This is a genomic window from Archangium sp. (assembly GCF_057119385.1).
In genome coordinates this window covers 91,322-109,076 of sequence record NZ_DBNGVP010000070.1, presented here as the reverse complement: position 1 = coordinate 109,076, position 17,755 = coordinate 91,322, and the positions used below count along the sequence as shown (strand labels likewise).

Below are 17,755 nucleotides of genomic sequence, written 5' to 3'. Positions count from 1 at the left end.
CGGGCCGCCGCGCGAGGGAAGTGCTGCCGTCCGAGGGCTTCACTGGTAGACGTCTACCAGTGAAGACGCACATTGGCCTACATCACTGGTAGACGTCTACCAGTGCCACCGCTCGAGGCCGATGAACCGGATGCCGGGGTGTGGCCGTTCCAGGTGGGAAGTGCCCGGCCCGATGGCCATTTTCAGGGCACGAACCCACCACGCTCGCGGCGGGATTGCTGGAAAGTTGGAGCCCGAGTACCGCGTGCTAGCTTCGAGACGCCATGCGTCCGTCCAGAGGGAAGTCGCCGATGAAGGCCATCCTGGTTGCGTTGCTTGCCTGCGTGATGGTGCCAGCCCTGGCTCTGGCGCAGGAGGGGCAGGCCCCGGGCAATCTCAACACCATCACGGCCGTCAACGTGACGGGCGGCCGGGTGGAGATCGTGGGCACCCGGAAGCCCAACTTCACCACCTTCACGATGACGGATCCGCCCCGGCTCGTCATCGACATCTCCGAGGCCGTCTTCTCCGGCGTGAAGGAGGAGCTCGCCGTCGGCAATGGCACCATCACCGGCATCCGCACGGCCAGCTACGGCTCGGACGAGTCGTCGATCGCCCGGGTGCTCATCGGCTACGAGCGGGAGGTGGAGACGGACATCCAGGCCGCCGGCAATTCATTGGTGGTGACCATCGCGGGCGGTGGGGGCGCGGCCGTGGCGGAGCGGCCTGGCGCCGCCCAGGGCACGGCTCCGGCGGGCACGGCTCCGGCGGGCACGGCTCCGGCGGCGGCGGCCACCCCGCCCGGTACCACCGCGGAGCAGGCGGCCGTGGCGGCGCGGACGGACCGGCAGCAGCAGGAGAAGGCCGCGGCCCAGGCGACCGCGGCGGCCCAGGCGGACCCGCGGCAGCAGGAGAAGGCCGTGGCCCAGGCGACCGCGGCGGCCCAGACGGACCGGCAGCAGCAGGAGAAGGCCGCGGCCCAGGCGACCGCGGCGGCCCAGGCGGATGCCGAGGCCCGGCGGCAGGCCGAGGCCCGGGCGGTGGCCGATCGCAAGGCGCAGGAGGAGGCCGCGCGGGTGGCGGCCCAGCAGGCCAAGGAGGCCGAGCAGCGGCGTCTCCAGGAGGAGCGTGCGGCGAAGGAAGCCGCCGCGGTCGCGGAGAAGCAGCGCCAGCAGGACGAGGCCCGCGCCGCCGCCGCGGAGAAGCAGCGCCAGCAGGCCGACGAGAAGGCTCGCCGCGAGGCGGAGGCCCAGGCCGCGGCCACCGAGAAGAAGCGCCAGCAGGACGAGGCCCGCGCCGCCGCCGAGGAGAAGAAGCGCCAGGCCGCCGAGGAGCGGGAGGCGAAGCTCGAGGAGGCTCGCGCCGCCGCCGAGGAGCGCCGCGCCGCCGCCGAGGAGAAGAAGCGCCAGCAGGCCGAGGCGCGCCAGACTCGCGTTGCCCAGGCCGAGACGCCGCGCCGGGAGCCCGAGCAGGGTGACAGCGCGGGCGGCTCCTCGCGCAGCAAGGTCATGACGCTGGTGGGCTTCCAGCCGGCTCGCGCGCGCGTCTTCGTGCGCACCAACGAGCCCGTCCGCTACAACGTCACCGAGGGCAACAAGGAAGTGGTGCTGGAGCTGGAGAACACCCGCATCTCCGAGTCCAACAACACCCGCTCGCTCAACACCTCCTTCTTCGACACGGCGGTGGCCTCCGTGAATGCCGATGCGGGTCCCTCCCGCACCGTCCGGGTCGCCATCAAGCTCAAGGAGCAGGTCTCGTTCGAGACGCGCCAGGAGGGCAACGAGGTCTTCATCGAGTTCCAGCGCCCCTCCCGCCGCTGACGCACGCGGCGCCAGCCGTCCCGGGACGTAAGGCTTTTCCCTCATGCGGCCGAGTGTCAGCTCGGCTGCCCCCATTCCAGACTGAATATTTTTCCTGGAAGTGCTCGCTCACACGGATGCCCACCGGCCGCACGGCCGATGACGTACCACGCGTGTGAACGAGGGGCTCGGCTTTGGACTCGGGATGCGATACGAGACCGTCACACCGCCACAAGCTCGCGGCGTGTCCTCCCTCCGTTTTTCGTAGGGGCGGCAGGACTCGACAAGGGGGCGAGCGGGCCTGGACTTCGGAGTGAACCTCACGGTTACGGAGCTCGGGGCGTTCGGAACCGGGAGGCAGGAATCCTGGTCGCGTGTGCGTGGTTCTTCACTCCCTGACTGGATTCCCCCTGAGGAGGACGAGGTCTTTCGTGTCGGAACTCGGCAAACGTATCGGACAGCGTATTCGTGAACTTCGCACCCAGCGCCCGGAGCGTTGGACGCAGGAGGAGCTCGCGGAGCGGGCGCAAATCAGCGTCTCCTTCCTCTCGATGATCGAGCGGGGAGAGCGCGTTGCGCATGTGGAAACCCTTGCCGCCCTGGCCTTGGCCCTGGGCGTGAGCCTGGGCGAGCTCTTCGCGGGAACGGAGGAGACACCGGCGCAGACGGAGGATTTGCTGCGGCCGTTGTCGGACTTCGCTCGCGCGAGGGGCCTGACAGCCCGGGATGTCGACCGCCTGCTGGGCGTGGCCCGGGCCATGTTCAGCGGCTCCGCGGCCTGACCCAGGCAGCCCTGAAAAGGCCGCTGTCCTTGACTGGACGCATCTGAGACCGGGAAGATGGAAGTCCTCTTCTAAGGAGTCTTCTCAGATGCGTCTGGGTCTCGCCGTGTGGATGGCGATCGCGAGTGGAGTGCTTGCGGCATGCCAGCCCTCCCTCCCGGCCACGCTGGAGTTCGTGGATCAATCTCCCCTTCAGCCCAAGCTGGGGGAAATCACCACTTTGCGCTTTCGCGCCATCGACTCTCGTGGTCAGCCGCAGCCGGGCGTGCGCATCGTCTTCGAGACGCAGGCGCCCGTCTCCGGTGTCGAAATCAACCCCCCGGAGGCCACCACGGACGTGGGCACCGGCATTGCCTCCACCCAGGTGGTGGCCAAGGGCGGCCGTGTCTCCTCCGTGGTGGTGATCGCCCGGGTGGAGGACCTGATGGTGACCAGCCCCGCGGTCACCTTCGCCGGCTCCTCCTCCAACTCCCGCCAGTTCACGTTCCAGTGCGGCTCCGTCTCCGGTGATGGCTCCGGTGGTGTGCACGCCATTGGCGCCTACGATGAGACGCGTCACCTCATCGCGGGTGTGAAGCTGAACTGCATCGCCCACGTGGCCGACCGCAACGGCGATGGTATCGCCGGGGCGCAGGTGTCCTTCCTCACCGAGGCCGGCACCATCGGCCCCAGCGCCACCAGCGTCACCGACGTGGTGGGCAATGCCCAGGTCCTCTACAAGACCTCGCTGCCCATGCCCGACGACGTGACCCCGGGCACCTTCTCCTGGAATCCGCTCAACGACGAGACCCACACCGGCGAGTACATCGCGCCGCTGTGGATGCACCCGTTCATGTGGCAGGACGATCCCATCGCCGGCTACCTCGCGGAGCCCACCCTCCAGGAGCCGCGCCGGCAGGATCCCGTCCGTCCGGGCAAGGAGAACAACCCCCGCGACAACCTGGTGAGCATGATCGCCGTCACCTCGGGCGAGGAAGCCTTCGACGACAACAACAACAACGGCGTGCGCGACGCGGACGAGCCCTTCGTGGACCTGACCGAGCCCTTCGTCGACAACAACGACAACGGCACCTGGGATGCCAAGGAGCGCTACGTCGACGCCAACGGCAATGGCAAGTGGGACGGGAAGAACGGCAAGTACGATTCCATCACGCTCATCTGGGTGCAGGAGCGCATCCTCTGGACGGGCTGGCCGCACGAGCTGGACCGCGCCATCAACTCGCGCAATCCCAAGGCCGTGGTGCGCCAGCTCGTTCCGGCGCCGAGTGGCACCCCGCCCCGGAACGTGCGGAACATGCTGAAGTTCGACGCGTACGTCGCCTCGTTCCTGCTGGCGGATCCCTGGTTCAACAGCATCGCCCGCAACGCGGAGTCGGACGGCTGCGAGAATGGCTCGGTGGGGCCCGTGAAGGTGTCCACGTTCCTCTCGGGCAAGGCCTTCACCTACCCGGCCTACACGCTCATGACGTACTCGGTGGAGGACGTGCGCGATCCCGCCGCCAACCCTCCGGCGCCGGACTACCCGCGGCCCATCGCCTACTCGGTGAGCGCGCCCTGCCGGTTCACCGCCTCGCCGGAGGAGGGTCACGAGGCCCTCGTGTTCGCTCCCATCGTCGAGGGCACCATCCAGTAGTCAGAGGCCCGGCAAGGGCATTGACCCCGGGCCCCTGCATCCGTAGCGTCCTCCCCGGCTGATTGGCGAATCAACGGGCCGGGGAGAGACACCGCGTGAGTCAGCGGCAGAGCAAGTCGGAGGCGGCAGGGAACCGGGAGAGTGAGCGCCGCCGCACCATCCTGCGCGCGGCGATCGACGTGTTCGCGCGCAAGGGCTACCACGGGTGCCGCATCGCGGACGTGGCGCGAGAGGCGGGCGTGGCCTACGGGCTCGTCTACCACTACTTCAAGAACAAGGACGAGCTGCTGGAGACCGTCGTGGAGACGGGGTGGAGCGGCTTCGTCTCGCGCATGCGCGCGGTGGCGGAGGAGGAGAGCACCTCGCTCGAGGAGAAGGTGCGCGGCATCGCGGACGTGGCCTTCGAGGCCTACCGGGTGGACCCGCGCGCGGTGAAGGTGCTCATCCTCGAGGTGGCCCGCAGCCCCGCGGGCACCCAGGTCGTCAGCCGTCAGCAGGCCTACCTCGACACCATCCGCATGGCCGCGGACATGTTCGCGCGCGCCCAGTCCACCGGCGAGCTGCGCGCGGACCTGGACCCGATGCTGTGCGCCTCGCTCCTCTTCGGCGCCATCGAGCTGGGCCTCACCGCCTTCGTGTCCGGCCTGATGGAGGACCGTGGCCCCGAGGCGCTGGAGCGCGCCAAGCTGCAGATCGCCGAGTCCTTCCTTCGCGGCGTCCTTCCCGGCGCCGCCACTCCCGCGGAGGCGTCATGGAAGCAGGAGAAGGTGTCGTCCGGTACCAGGCCCAAGGCGGGCAAGCGCTCCTGACCATCGATCGGCCGAAGGCGCGCAACGCGCTCTCGCCCGAGGTGCTGCGGGAGTTGATGGCCGCGTTGGATCGCGCCGAGGCGGATGCCGCCGTGCGCGTGGTGGTGCTCACCGGCGCGGGAGAGAAGGTGTTCTGCGCGGGAGGAGACCTCGGGCAGATGGGCGGGGAGGGGGGTTTTCTGGCCTCCCACGAGGGCCGCCGCGCCTATGGCCGGTTGCTGCTGCGGCTGCAGGACGTGCGCAAGCCCACGGTGGCACGCGTCAACGGGCATGCGCTCGCGGGCGGGTTGGGCCTGGTGCTCGCGTGTGACCTGGCCGTGGCCGCCGAGCACGCCGAGCTGGGCACGCCGGAGATCGACGTGGGGCTCTTCCCCATGATGATGATGGCGCTGCTGCAGCGGCACGTGGGCCGCAAGCGGGCGCTGGAGATGGTGCTGACGGGCGAGCGGATGGCGGCGCGCGAGGCGCTCGCGCTGGGGCTGCTCAACCGGGTGGTGTCCGCGGCGGAGCTGGACACGGCGGTGACGGGGCTCGCCGGGAAGCTGGCCGGCAAGAGCCAGGCGGTGTTGGCGCTCGGACGCCGGGCCTTCTTCACCGCCGAGGACATGCCGCTGCCGGCCGCGCTGGAGTACCTGTCCTCGCAGCTGTCCCTCAACGTGCTGACCGAGGACGCCGCCGAGGGGGTCACCGCCTTCATCGAGAAGCGGCCCCCGAAGTGGAAAGATCGCTGAAGGACCGCTACTCCTTGTCGCGCTGGGTGACGGCGGGGGCGGGCTCGCCGGTGAAGTCGAGCTTGAGCAGCGTCTCGCCGTCCACCCACATGTCATCCACCTTCACGCCCCAGTGGAGGTGGGGGCCGGTGACGCGGCCGGTGGCGCCCACCTTGCCGAGCAGCTGGCCGCGCTCCACGCGATCGCCGTCCTTCACGTCCGTGGCGGACAGGTGGAAGTAGGCCGTGTAGAGGCCCGCGCCGTGGTGCACGAGCACCGTGTTGCCCGAGGCGTACGCATCCCGCGACATCACCACCGTGCCCGCGTTGGCCGCGTACACGGGCGTGCCGGTGGCACCGCGGATGTCCGTGCCGTAGTGCTGGCTCTGCTTCTTGCCGTTGTAGGTGCGCAGATCGCCATAGGGCGCGGTGATGGTGTCCTGGCGCGGCCAGGCGAAGTTGTCCTGGAAGAGAGGCGCGGCGAAGGGTTGCGCGAAGGCGGCGGCGAAGGCGGCCTTGTCCGCCTCCATGCGCGCCTGCACCTCGGGCTCGGGCTTCTTCACGGTGAACTTGTTGGCCACCTTCAGCGTGCGCGAGGGCCAGCCCGCGGCCACCACGTCCAGCGTGCCCGTGAGCTCCGTGGGCGTGACGAGCCCCTGGGCGGGCACGGACACCTTCACCGGCACCGGTCCCGGCGTCAGCTCCACCGGAAGGCCGGTGAGGGCCTGGAACCCCTCGCGCGTCGGATAGAAGCGCAGGGGGCGCTCTCCGAGCGTCCCGGTGGGAACCTGGGTGAGGCCCCGCACGGTGACGAGCACCGGATCTCCCGGACGGGCGGCGGCGGGCTGAAGGGAGAGAAGGGGACGCTCCTCGGCGGCGAGAGCGGACAGTCCGAGGGCCAGCAGGAGGAACGGAAGCCTTCTGAGCGGGGCGGTGTGCACGGGGGCGAGATATGCGTGCGGAAGGGGAGGGCGTCAACGAATGCCGGCAGCGACAACCCCCCGAATGTCCGCCGCGTGGCTGTCAGCGCCACCTGCCGGAGGAAGGAGGGGCGCATGCTCCGTCCTTCGAGGAGCAGGCGGACGAGCGGGCCCATGTGAGCCTCGAAGTTCCCTCTGCTCGCATGGCTCCCTAGCTTGCGCGTCATCCGTTTTCTGTTTCTGAGGGGGAGATAATCGGATGCCGCGCAACTTCCGTTTCGAGCACTTCAACGCACCCAAGACGTCGACTCCGGCCCGTGGGGTGCGCCGCCGGGACAAGCAGGCCCTGTCCGCGCGGCATGCGGTGGAGCGCCGATCCGACAAGGAGATCCACTACGGCCGCAGCCATGCGGAGACGGAGGAGATGTTCCAGGTACGCGCGATGAACGCGCAGCTCGAGGCGCTGGCGGGGCTGTCGGCCAACGCGCCGGTGAAGCCCTCCGCCACCAACCGGGGCCAGCCCATCGGCGCGCTGCCGGTGTCCGAGGAGCCGACGATGGTTTCGCGCGCGGCGCTCCGGGACGTGCTCGACGAGGCCCTGCGCCAGTTCCGCGCCCTCCAGTCGGGCATCCAGGACGCCACCCGGGCCACGGGGCGGCTGCTGTCGCTGCCCATGGAAGCGGCCCGTCTCGCCGCGCAGCGCATGCGGCTCGTGCAGGGCTAGTCGCCCGGGAACAGGCCACACGTGGAGCTGACGCTCGTCTCCTACAACATCCACAGCGGCATCGGGACGGATGGCCAGTTCGATCTGAACCGCGTGGGGGACGTGCTGCGGGAGATCAACGCGGACGTCATCGCCCTGCAGGAAGTGGGGGACTACCGGGGCGTGACGTCGCGCGAGGATCAGCCCGAGCACCTGGCGGATCTGCTCGGGCTGCACATGGCCTTCGGGCCCAACGTGGTGCGCAACGGCCGCCGCTACGGCAACGCCATCCTCTCGCGGCTGCCCATCCTCAAGTCGAAGAACTACGACCTGAGCGTGCCCCGCCGCGAGCCCCGGGGCGCCCTGCGCTGTGACCTGGACCTGGGCAATGGCCGGCAGCTCCACCTCTTCTGCCTGCACCTGGGCCTGAGCATGAGCGAGCGCCGCCGTCAGGAGGCGCTGTTGCTGTCCGCCGACATCCTCCGCGACGCCGTGCGGAATGATCCGGTCGTCGTGTGTGGAGACTTCAACTATTGGGGCCCCGGTGCGGTGCCCGGGCTGGTGCGCCAGGCCATCCACGACGTGGCCCTGGAGCTGGGCATCCGGGTGCGCACCTACCACTCCCGCCTCCCGATGCTGCGTTTGGATCGCATCTACGTGGACGCGGGCGTGAAGCCGCTGTCGCTCCAGGCCCACCGCACCCCGCTCTCGGCGGTGGCCTCGGATCACCTGCCCCTGGTGATGCGCTTCGAGGCGCCCCTGGAGGCCCGGCCCCCCCTCTCGGCACCGGTGGAGCTCATCGGCTAGCCTGGGGCCTCCGGTCCGTCCGATGGCCGACGCTGACGAACGCCGGACAGATTCCTCCGTGGCGGGGTTGTCGCGGAGAAAGGGAGGATCCTACGTTGGGACCTCCGAATGAGAGCGACGGCTGGGGAGCAGATGGGCTTGGGCACCGAACAGACGGAGCGCGGATTGAGCGCGCTCCTCGGGCGCTTGACGGATGGTTTCAGCAAACTGGTGACTCAGCACCTCACGCTGGCGCGCGTGGAGTTGATGGAGGACGCGCGCGTCATGGGCACGGACGTGGCGCGTATCGCCGCCTTCGTGCCCTTCGTGCTGGTGGGCTACTGCTTCCTGTGCGCGGCGCTGTCCGCCTTCCTGGCCCGGTGGATCGGCTGGGACGGCGCGCTCGCGCTGGTGGGCGCCGTCAACCTCGTGGGCGGAGGAATGGGAATCGCGCGAGCCGCCTCGCGGCTCAAGTCCTTCCGGCTCATGGACGACACCGCCGAGGAGCTCAACCGCAGTGTGACGGCGCTCGCGCAGACGCCGGTTCCGGTGCCGGCCGTCCAGCCCGCGACCCTTCCCCCGGAGGCCGGCCATGGCCGCTGACGGCAAGGCGCGTGTCGTGCCCCAGACGGCCGAGCAGATCCGCGCGGAGATCGAACGCACCCGCGCCGAGCTGGCCCTGTCCGTGGGCGAGCTGCGCCAGGAGGTGGCGCGGCGCACGGACTGGCGCCAGTGGGTGCGAGAGCGGCCCTACACGTGCCTGGGGGCGGCTTTCTTCGTCGGCTTCCTCATCGGCAATAGCCAAAGGCGCTGAGACGCCCCATCTTCGCCACCACCCTTCCCAACACCCCGAGAGGAGACGGTTTCCATGGACGTCAACCCGCAGCAGATTCAGGACAAGGCCCGCCAGCTCCAGGAGAACCTCCTGCCGCAGATCGACGAGGCGCGGCGCAACCTGGAGGATGTGAACACGCGCGTGGTGAGCTTCATCCGCGCCAACCCGGGCACCTGTCTGCTGGGCGCCGTGGCCGTGGGCTTCATCATCGGCCGCATCGCCTCGCGCCGCTGAGCCCGTCACCGATTTCTCGACGCATCGGAGTTCCTACATGACGACCTTCCAGAGCAACCCGGGCAATGGCGGCCCGTCTTCCAACGGCAGCCAGGCACAGGGCAATCAGGGGCAGGACGGCTTCGGCCATCGGGTGGACCGGATCGGCTCGGACGCGCAGCAGCTGTGGGACGACGCGCGCGGCGCGGTGACGGATCTGCAGGACACGTTGGACCTCAAGGGCCGCGTGGATCGCAATCCGTACCTGATGATGGCCGCGGCGCTCGGCGTGGGCTACGTGCTCGGCGGCGGGCTCTTCACGCGCACCACGGGCCGGCTGCTGCGGCTGGGCGTGCGGCTGGCGGCGCTGCCCATGGTCAAGGACGAGCTCATCGGCATGGCCGAGGCGGCGCTGCGCGGCGTCGAGACGGGGGCCCGCATGGCCGGGACCGGCAACGCCGGTGGTTCGGACCGCCCCCAGGGTTCCCAGGTGTGATTGACTTGCCTTCCCACCCGCCGCACATGGAGTGCCCGCGATGTTCAGCGCCAAGGATCTGAAGAAGATGGACAGAGACGATCTGCTCGAGCTGATCGGCCTCGAGACGAAGAAGGGCCCCACGGACTGGCTGTTGCCCGCGCTGGGCGCCTTCTCCGTGGGCATGCTGGTGGGCGCGGGCCTCGGCCTGCTGATGGCGCCCAAGCCCGGTGCCGAGCTGCGCGATGACCTGCGCAACCGGCTGCAGGGCGGGGACACGCTGTCCAACGGCACGGGCCAGCAGCGCCCCGAGTCCGTGTCCCGCGGCGCCTGAGTCCGCTGTCCGTGCTCCGCCCGGGAATCCGGGCGGCCGTCGAGGGGCGATCCGCTCAACCGGGTCGCCCCTTCGACTTTCCAGGCGGTACACTCCAAGTCCATGCGGGAGCTCGCGGCGTGACGTCGAGGAAGGAACGCAAGCCGGCCAGCGGCAAGGGCCGGGCAGGCAAGGGCGCCTCCGGTTCGGAGCCGAAGGTGGAGGCCCCCGCTCGGGCGCGGGGTGCGGTGAAGCGCGAGGTCTCGCCGCTGCGCCGCGACACGCCGAGGGAAATGGCCGCCATCGATGGGGCGTGGGAGGAGGGGAGTCCGCTCCCCGTACCCGTGCGGCCCCGGCGGCCCGCGGCGGCGCAGGAGCTTCCGCCCAGGCGCGTGTCCTCGCCGCGCCGGGATACGCCTCGCGATCTGCCCGCGGTGGGTGGCGAGGGAGAGACGCCCGTGGCTCGCGCCGGGAGCGTGCCGGGAGCGCCCTCGGCGTCGGCGGAGGCCGTGACGCGCGGGGCCCTGGCCCGGGTGCGTGGCATGGAGACGCTGGAGCCCGCCTATGACGCGTGGCTCGAGCTGCGGCTGGCGTACGGCACCGCGCGGTTGCGCTTCCAGGAGGAGCGCGAGCGGTTGGATCAGCAGGGCTCCTTCCTGGTGGGCGCGGTGCGCGCGGCGAGTCAGGAGCGGGCCGTTTCGGCGGAACCGGCTCCGGCGGAGGAGTCGGCGCTCACCTCCGGAGATGCGCCCATGCGGGACTTCCTGCGCCAGGCCGAGGAGAAGCTGGCGCGGGCACGCGAGGCGCTCGCGAAGGAGGAGTCCGAGAGCGAGGCGCGCTTCCAGGCGGCCTTCGAGGAGATCCGCTCCACCGTGAAGGACCGGGTGCGGCGGTATCTGGCCGGCTCGCCTCCGCGCTTGAAGCTGCTGCTGCGCAAGGTGGGCGCCACGCGCGTCATCCTCCACGTGGAGCGGGTGGGCGGGGATGTTCCCGTGCTGTTGCTGTACCTCTTCGCCGGGCGCATTCCCTCTCGCCACGGGTTCCTCTTCGACGACTCCACCGAGGACGTGTCGCTCCCGCCCGCGCCGCTCTACCCGGAAGAGGGCGTGGCTCCGGCGGAGGTGCGCCCGGAGGCTCCGGCATTGGTGGCCCGCGTGCGTGCGCCGGGCGAGGTGCTGCCCGTGAAGGGATTCCTGCCCGTCTTCGTCCCGCGCCCCGAGGGCGGCGAGGACTTCTTCCGCCTGCTGCAGCGCGGACCGGTGATGGAAGTGGAGGTGGCCGAGGGCCCGGGCTTCCGCGGTGTCCTCACGCGCGAGGAGTCCGAGCGTTTCGCGGGCCACCTGCTGCGCCTCAAGCTCGAGGGCAGGCTCGAGCTCGAGGTGGAGGCGGGGTAGGAACCCGGGCGGCTACTCGAGGGTGTGCACCAGACCGATGTCGGCGGTGCCCACCAGCAGCGTGCTACCAGTGAACAGGTTGTCGGACTGCGGGCCGCCGAGCTGCGCCGTCTGGAAGATGACGAGGTAGTTGCTGTCCTTCTGGGGGAAGGCGGTACCCGGGATGGAGAGGATCTCCTGCTGCCACTCGCCGGTCGCCGTCACGAGTTGCAGGAAGTCCAGCGGCTCCTTCGGCATGTTGGTGTAGGTGATCGCACCCTTTCGACCTTCCATGTCGAGTGGGACCACGGTGACGAAGCCGAGCGTCAGTGGCTTGCCTCCACTCTCCGTGGGCCGCCTCAGCGTGAGGCTCTGGTTGGCCGCGTGCCGGACGTAGCCCCCGGCCGGGTGGAGCGCTTCAATCCGCTCCAGAGCCGGCGCGTCCTTCACCTGGCCCACGTGCGAGTTGCCGCCGTGCACGGCGACGAAGTTGTAGGTGGCACCATTCACATACTTCACACCCGCATCGTCGCCATAGTCGCTCTTCAGGCTGTACATGCCCGTGTCCTCACCCTGCTTTTCGAGGGCGAGCGAGCCCCCGTTCTGGATCTCGATGCGGACGGTGGCATCGGAGAGTGGCTCGGGGGTGCCTTGCTCGCCGTCGCGCGTGGCGAAGAAGACGAAGGCCTCTGTCTGGCCCGGGATGGTGATCCGCTCCTCGCCCGGGGGGATGCCGCCGTCGGGCAGCGTGCCGGCGTCGAGCCCGGACATGGCGACCAGCGACACGTCCACATCCGGTGTGGACAGGAGGGTGCCCACCATCACCTTCTCGGCCAGGAGCTGGTCGAAGTTGCAGGCAAGGGGGGCGACCAGGAGAGCGGTCACGGCGGCGGACAGCAGGATGCGTTTCATATGCGTCTTTCCAGAAGGGCAGGCCGCCCAGATGGACGGCCCGGCGAGCGAGCATATCAGGGCCACGGGAGGGCTGGGGATGGGGGCCGAACGCGGTATGGTGCCTGCTCCCGTGCGAAGCCTTCCCATCTACTCGGCCGGTCTCCGCTTCCTGCAGCGGCTCGGCTACTCGCTCCTGCAGGCCACGCTCTTCGGCGCCATCCTGGGGCTGCTCGTCTTCTATCGCGTCCCCCGTGCCCTGCTGTCCGAGGACGCCACCCCCATCGCGCTGCTGGCGCGGCCCTCGGCGTGGCTGCAGTCGTGGGAGCGCGCCACCTACGACTGGCGCGCGCGCTCACTGGGAGGCCGCTCCTCACGCTCGGATCGCGTGGTGGTGGTGGCGCTCGATGACGAGACGCTCGCCGAGGCCCGCCAGGACGAGCACCCCGGCATCGCCTCCAACCCGTGGCCCCGCGAGATTCTGGGCGGCCTGTCCAACCGGCTCGTCGACGAGGGCGCGGAGCTGGTGCTGCTCGACTTCCCCTTCACCGAGCGCAGTCCACGCGCCTGCCTCGCCCAGGGCACGCCCGCTCTGGAGGGGCTGGACGACGACCAGGCCTTCCGCAAGCTGTTGGATCGCTACCCGGAGAAATCGCTGCTGGCCTTCTCCTGGTCGCTGGACCGGGGCATCCCCGCGGGCAGCCGGCTGTGGCCGTACCGCGTGCGTCTGGGCACCTACCCGAACGAGGCCGAGGCCCGGGGCCGGGTGCAGAAGGTGTTGTCGGATCAGCGGCCGGCCTACCTCATCCCCGCGGGCAACGCGCTGGAGGTGTGGGCGGGCGTGGCCAGCGAGCAGGAGGGCCAGCGGGTCGCGCTGGAGCAGGGCGTGCGCGAGCCACCGAAGGTGCAGGAGCGCCGGGTGACGGACGACACGCACCGCGTGGGCCCGCTCGAGCTCTTCGTGTCGCTGGCCGAGGTGCAGGTGGAGGGGTTGGACGTGGCGCAGCTGGAGGAGGTGCGGCAGCTGGAGCACCCGGTGGCGCCGCTGCTCGGCACGGCGAGCCTGTACGGCTCCAGCACCGTGTTGCCCGAGCCGGATGGCGTGGTGCGGGCCGTGCCCCACCTGGTCAGCTACCGCTCGCGCGAGGGCACCCGGCACGTGTTGCCCTCCCTGCCGTTGATGGCGGCGATGCGCCTGGCGAACACGCGCCAGCTGCGTTACGCGGACGGCCGGCTGTACGTGGGGGACCGCTTCTCCATCCCCATGGACGAGTCCGGCTACAGCCTGGTGCGCTGGGATGCGGCGGAAGTGGGGCGCGGCTCGCGGGGCTCGGTGTCGCGGGCCATTCCCGCGTGGAACGTGCTGCTCAACCTCTTCGCCGTGCGCGAGGGCGTGCCACCCCGGGCGGTGCACGACATCGAGGGCCGCCTCATCGTCTTCACCAACACCTCGCGCCAGGGGATGCACTACCAGCACACGCCCATCGGCGAGTACACGCCCGCGGGCGCGGTGCTCGCGCAGTCGCTGGTGAACCTGCTGCAGTCCGAGGGCATCACCCGCGCCACCCCGCGGATGGATCTCTTCCTGACGCTGGGGATGGCCTTCATCGGTGCCTTCGTGGCGCTCACCTTCAACCGGGGCCTGCGCTCGTCCGGCGACGTGCTGGTGTACCTGGGCGCCATGAGCGCGGTGGGCCTGCTCTACGCCTGGGGGGCCTGGCACATCTTCCTCAAGGAGCGGCTCTGGGTGGCGATGATGGGCCCGCTGCTGGCCATGGGGCTCACCTTCATCTTCACCATCGTCCAGGCCTCGCGCTCCGAGCGGCAGCTGCGCCACTTCGTCACCGACGTGCTCGGCCGCTACGTCAGCCCCGAGGTGGCGCGGCTCGTCACGCGCGACCTGCGCCTGCTGACGCGGCCCGAGCGCCGCGAGGTGACGGTCTTCTTCTGTGACCTGGTCGGCTTCTCGCGGCTCGCCAAGGAGCTGACGCCCGAGCGCCTCATCCAGCTGCTCAACGACTACCTGACGGACGTGACGGACGTGGTGCGGGCCACGCGCGGCCAGGTGGACAAGTACATCGGCGACGCGGTGATGGCCTTCTGGGGCGCGCCCGTGCGCACCGAGCGTCATGCGCACCACGCCTGCGAGGCCGCGTTGAAGGTGCGCACGGTGCTGTCGGAGCGCCAGGAGTACTGGGACAAGACGTACGGCCAGCACCTGCAGTGCCGCATCGGCATCGACAGCGGCGAGGTGCTGGTGGGCGGCATGGGCAGCGACTTCGAGTCCAAGTACTCCGTCATGGGCGAGTCGGTGAAGCTCTCCATGTTCCTGGAGAGCCTCAACCGCGGCTACGGCACCTTCGTGCTGGTGGGGGACACCGCGGCGAAGCTGGCGCAGGACGCCTACGTCTTCCGCGAGGTGGATCGGGTGCGGCTCAAGAGCCGGGCCGAGCCCTCGCGCCTGCACGAGCTGGTGGGCCGCAAGGGTGAAATCACCCCGCAAATGCAGGAGCAGCTCGCGCTCTACGAGCAGGCGCTCACCGCGTACCACCAGCGGCGCTTCGACGAGGCGCTGGCGCTGTTCACGCAGGGTGCGGAGACGTTCCAGGATCCGGTGGCCGGCGTGTACGCCGAGCGCTGCCGCAAGTTCGCCTCGGCGGCGCCGCCCGAGGACTGGGACGGCGTGTTCGCGCTCGAGGGGAAGTGAAGGGGGGACGGACTACTCCGCCTCGTCCGGGTGGCCGAAGAGCTCGACGACGGGCTTGTCCTGCTCGATGTGCTCGGCCACCACGCGCTTCATCTTCTCCGGGGTCATGTGCGAGTAGTACACCTCGCCCTCCCAGCCCATGAGCTGGAAGTCCTCGGGGGAGAGCGGATCCCGCTTGCGTCCCGTCTCCTCGCGGATGACGACGTTGGGGCCCATGTGGCAGAAGCCGTAGCAGCCTCCGCGGTACAGCTCGCAGCGCGCCTGGAGCTTGCGGGCGGACAGCTCGTCACGGGCGGCCGCGGCCACGGAGTCGGAGCCGTTCGACTTGCAGCTCGAGCCCTTGCACACGGAGAGGCGGTAGCGCTTCATGCGTCACCCACCCTACGGCGTTTGCGAGGAGGCGGAAAGGGTCGCGCGGCCGGTGAGGGCCAGCCCCCTCGCACGCAGCGAACCGGGTTGTAGGGCTCCAATGCCGCTGCACGCGGGCCCCCCTCGAAACGGAACCGGCCCGCCGTTCCACCGCGAGCAAGCGGGGAGGGCGGGCCGGAAGCCGGCGGAGTGCCGGACGTCCTACTTGAGGAACTTCGTCACGGGCACGGGGCCCTCGTTGGACACCACGGTGGAGCGGGTGCCCGGGGTGACGTGGTCGCCGTGCGAGTGGCCCGCGGCGAGCTCGTGGCCGTGGTGCGCGCCCTCGTGGCCCTCGCCGATGCGGGTGTGGGCCTCCTTGTGCACGTGGGCCGGCTGCTCCGAGCCCGGGCGCTTGTTCCACGGGTCGGACGGGTGCGCCACGGCGGGCCCCTTGAGCAGCTTGGGGATGTCGTAGACGAAGCCCTGCCGGTTGTACTCCGGCGGAGTGTGCGTGTACGTGTCCATGCGGATGGCGTCCTTGGGGCACGCGTCCACGCACAGTCCGCACACGATGCAGCGCAGCTCGTCGATGACGAACTGGGTGGGGAACTTCTCGATGACGCGCGATTCACCCTCGGCCGCGTCCACCTCGTACTCCCCGGCCTCGATGTAGATGCACTGGGCCGGGCAGATGGTGGCGCACATGTAGCAGGCCACGCAGCGCGGCTTGCCATCCTCGCGCGGAACCAGCCGGTGCAGACCGCGGTACCCGGGAGGATAGGGGACCTTCTCCTCGGGGTACTGCACGGTGGTGACGAGGCTGGTGCCCTTGCGATCCTCGAACGGGACGCCCACCTCGCGGGTCCCGAAGAGGTTGCGCAGGAAGTGCCGCGTGGTGATGGCCAGACCCTTGATCAGCTCCGGCAGGTAGGAACGCTCGCGGATGTCGGTGCGGGGATCCTGAGTCGCCTTGTAAGCCATGGTGTCTTTCTCTCAGCCTAGTGCGAAGCCGCGGCGGCACCGGAGTGCGCACCGGAATGGGTGTCCGCGTGGGCGGCGTGGCCGTGGGCCGGCAGGCCGTGACCATGCGCGTCGTGACCGTGGGCGTCGTGACCGTGCCCGTGACCCCCGCCGTGGCCCTCCTCGGACTTGAGCGCCGAGGACGTGGTCAGGGCGATCAGCAGGCCGATCTGCAGCAGGCCGAACACCGCCAGCGCCCGCAGGGACGGATCCCACAGCACCAGCGCGCCCGTGGCGAACACGTTGAAGAGGCCGATGGGCAGGAGGATCTTCCAGCCCAGCGTCTGGATCTGATCGTAGCGGAAGCGCGGGAACGTCCAGCGGATGGCCAGCTGCAGCCACACGAAGAACATCACCTTCGCCCAGAACACGGTGCCCAGGAGGGTGCCGTACAGCCAGCCGTGCTCCTTCATCAGCGCCAGGTTGGACAGCCACTCGCCGCCGAAGGGCAGGTGGTAGCCACCGAAGAAGAGCACCACGATGAGGCCGGAGAGGACCACGATCTCCACGAACTCGGAGATCATGAAGAGGCCGAACTTCATGCCCGAGTACTCGACGAAGTAGCCGATGATCTCCGACTCACCCTCGGGCGTGTCGAAGGGGGCGCGCTTGGTCTCCGCGAAGGCCGCGGCGAAGAAGAGGAAGAAGCCCAGCGGCTGCAGCAGGAAGCCCCACGCGGGCACGCCGATGTCGAAGCCGCCCACCCGCGCTTCCCACAGGTAGCGGGCCTGGCCGACAGCGGCATTGCCCATGCCCAGCTCGTTGGCCACGTTGCCCACGAAGGCGGGCAGCTGCACCGTGGAGAAGGCCATCATCAGGCCCACCAGCGACAAGCCCAGCGCGACCTCGTAGGAGATCATCTGCGAGGCGGCGCGGACGCCACCGAGCAGGGCGAACTTGTTGTTGGAGGACCAGCCGGCCAGCGACGTGCCGTACACCGCCAGCGAGGCGATGGCGAACACGTAGAGCAGGCCGAAGTCCGGGGTGGCCACCACCATGTCCACGGTGTGGCCGAACACGGACACCGTGGGGCCGGCGGGCACCACCGCGAACAGGGCGAACACCGGCGCGAAGGCCAGCATGGGCCCCAGGTTGTAGAGCAGCTTGTTGGCCGTGGCCGGGAGGAAGTCCTCCTTGAACAGCATCTTCATGCCGTCGGCCAGGAAGTGGGGGATGCCCACCAGGGCGCTGTTCTTGATGCCCGGCAGGTTGATGCGCGCGCGGTTGGGGCCGATGCGGTTCTGCATCAGCGAGCTCCACTTGCGCTCGGCCACCGTGAGCAGGGACGCGATGCCCATCACGACGGCCACCATCAGGATGGCCAGGTTCGTCAGGCGGCTACCGCCCGGGAGGACCCCCTCCACGAGACCGCCCAGAGCATAGGCCGCCGCCATGATGCCCACGAAGTGGGCGAACATGACGCCGAACCAGAAAAGCATGGTGAGTGTGCGCTTCAT

19 protein-coding genes are annotated in these 17,755 nt (G+C 69.9%); 14 read left to right on the top strand and 5 right to left on the bottom strand.

The features are described 5' to 3' along the window. Positions 1–263 precede the first annotated feature (263 nt). The 5 genes from AC16DP_RS16680 to AC16DP_RS16660 all read left to right on the top strand — a co-directional run bounded on the left by AC16DP_RS16680 (position 264) and on the right by AC16DP_RS16660 (position 5,733). Positions 264–1,799: an AMIN domain-containing protein gene (locus AC16DP_RS16680; RefSeq protein ID WP_483956801.1), complete on the top strand. Its 1,536-nt coding sequence runs from the start codon at positions 264–266 to the stop codon at positions 1,797–1,799. Positions 1,800–2,209: 410 nt separating this feature from the next. After that, on the top strand, positions 2,210–2,560 hold the full coding sequence (locus AC16DP_RS16675; RefSeq protein WP_047862667.1) for a helix-turn-helix domain-containing protein: 351 nt from the start codon (positions 2,210–2,212) through the stop codon (positions 2,558–2,560). A gap of 88 nt (positions 2,561–2,648) precedes the next feature. Continuing rightward, positions 2,649–4,193: a hypothetical protein gene (locus AC16DP_RS16670; RefSeq protein ID WP_329727121.1), complete on the top strand. Its 1,545-nt coding sequence runs from the start codon at positions 2,649–2,651 to the stop codon at positions 4,191–4,193. 95 nt (positions 4,194–4,288) lie between these two features. Further along, positions 4,289–5,002, top strand: a complete 714-nt coding sequence (locus AC16DP_RS16665; protein WP_329727122.1) for a TetR/AcrR family transcriptional regulator — start codon at positions 4,289–4,291, stop codon at positions 5,000–5,002. Further along, a complete protein-coding gene (locus AC16DP_RS16660; protein ID WP_329727123.1) occupies positions 4,945–5,733 on the top strand; it encodes an enoyl-CoA hydratase/isomerase family protein in 789 nt (262 codons plus the stop codon). Before AC16DP_RS16665 ends, AC16DP_RS16660 begins: the two co-directional genes overlap by 58 nt. Before the next feature lie 7 nt (positions 5,734–5,740). Here the strand turns inward: AC16DP_RS16660 and AC16DP_RS16655 are convergent, their stop codons facing one another. Beyond that, positions 5,741–6,652 (bottom strand): M23 family metallopeptidase, encoded by a 912-nt coding sequence (locus tag AC16DP_RS16655; RefSeq protein WP_329727124.1) that lies wholly within the window; start codon positions 6,650–6,652, stop codon positions 5,741–5,743. A 238-nt stretch (positions 6,653–6,890) separates the two neighbouring features. Between AC16DP_RS16655 and AC16DP_RS16650 the strand changes: the two genes are divergently transcribed. From AC16DP_RS16650 to AC16DP_RS16615, 8 genes are all read left to right on the top strand, one after another. Next, positions 6,891–7,355 (top strand): hypothetical protein, encoded by a 465-nt coding sequence (locus AC16DP_RS16650; RefSeq protein ID WP_329727125.1) that lies wholly within the window; start codon positions 6,891–6,893, stop codon positions 7,353–7,355. A 21-nt stretch (positions 7,356–7,376) separates the two neighbouring features. Continuing rightward, a complete protein-coding gene (locus tag AC16DP_RS16645) occupies positions 7,377–8,141 on the top strand; it encodes an endonuclease/exonuclease/phosphatase family protein (protein WP_329727126.1) in 765 nt (254 codons plus the stop codon). A 132-nt stretch (positions 8,142–8,273) separates the two neighbouring features. Continuing rightward, a complete protein-coding gene (locus AC16DP_RS16640; protein ID WP_329727202.1) occupies positions 8,274–8,723 on the top strand; it encodes a phage holin family protein in 450 nt (149 codons plus the stop codon). Beyond that, positions 8,713–8,934 carry a DUF3618 domain-containing protein gene (locus AC16DP_RS16635; RefSeq protein WP_329727127.1) on the top strand — a complete coding sequence of 74 codons (222 nt, stop codon included), beginning with the start codon at positions 8,713–8,715 and terminating at the stop codon, positions 8,932–8,934. The genes AC16DP_RS16640 and AC16DP_RS16635 overlap by 11 nt, the downstream gene beginning before the upstream one ends. A 54-nt stretch (positions 8,935–8,988) precedes the next feature. Next, entirely contained in the window at positions 8,989–9,189 is a 201-nt protein-coding gene (locus AC16DP_RS16630; RefSeq protein ID WP_329727128.1) for a hypothetical protein, read from the top strand. 37 nt (positions 9,190–9,226) lie between these two features. Continuing rightward, positions 9,227–9,664 (top strand): hypothetical protein, encoded by a 438-nt coding sequence (locus AC16DP_RS16625; RefSeq protein ID WP_329727129.1) that lies wholly within the window; start codon positions 9,227–9,229, stop codon positions 9,662–9,664. A 40-nt stretch (positions 9,665–9,704) separates the two neighbouring features. Further along, positions 9,705–9,977, top strand: a complete 273-nt coding sequence (locus AC16DP_RS16620) for a YtxH domain-containing protein (RefSeq protein ID WP_329727130.1) — start codon at positions 9,705–9,707, stop codon at positions 9,975–9,977. Between the two features lie 119 nt (positions 9,978–10,096). Beyond that, entirely contained in the window at positions 10,097–11,350 is a 1,254-nt protein-coding gene (locus AC16DP_RS16615; RefSeq protein WP_329727131.1) for a hypothetical protein, read from the top strand. A 12-nt stretch (positions 11,351–11,362) separates the two neighbouring features. Here AC16DP_RS16615 and AC16DP_RS16610 read toward each other — a convergent pair whose 3' ends face one another. Continuing rightward, positions 11,363–12,241: a hypothetical protein gene (locus tag AC16DP_RS16610; RefSeq protein WP_329727132.1), complete on the bottom strand. Its 879-nt coding sequence runs from the start codon at positions 12,239–12,241 to the stop codon at positions 11,363–11,365. Positions 12,242–12,353: 112 nt separating this feature from the next. On the opposite strand from AC16DP_RS16610, the gene AC16DP_RS16605 reads away from it, so the two are divergent. Continuing rightward, positions 12,354–14,927, top strand: a complete 2,574-nt coding sequence (locus AC16DP_RS16605) for an adenylate/guanylate cyclase domain-containing protein (protein WP_329727133.1) — start codon at positions 12,354–12,356, stop codon at positions 14,925–14,927. A 12-nt stretch (positions 14,928–14,939) separates the two neighbouring features. Here AC16DP_RS16605 and AC16DP_RS16600 read toward each other — a convergent pair whose 3' ends face one another. The 3 genes from AC16DP_RS16600 to AC16DP_RS16590 form a co-directional block, all read right to left on the bottom strand. Further along, a complete protein-coding gene (locus AC16DP_RS16600) occupies positions 14,940–15,296 on the bottom strand; it encodes a (2Fe-2S) ferredoxin domain-containing protein (RefSeq protein WP_329727134.1) in 357 nt (118 codons plus the stop codon). A gap of 201 nt (positions 15,297–15,497) precedes the next feature. Then, positions 15,498–16,259, bottom strand: a complete 762-nt coding sequence (locus AC16DP_RS16595; RefSeq protein ID WP_329727135.1) for a NuoI/complex I 23 kDa subunit family protein — start codon at positions 16,257–16,259, stop codon at positions 15,498–15,500. 17 nt (positions 16,260–16,276) lie between these two features. Next, positions 16,277–17,755 carry a complex I subunit 1/NuoH family protein gene (locus AC16DP_RS16590; protein ID WP_329727136.1) on the bottom strand — a complete coding sequence of 493 codons (1,479 nt, stop codon included), beginning with the start codon at positions 17,753–17,755 and terminating at the stop codon, positions 16,277–16,279.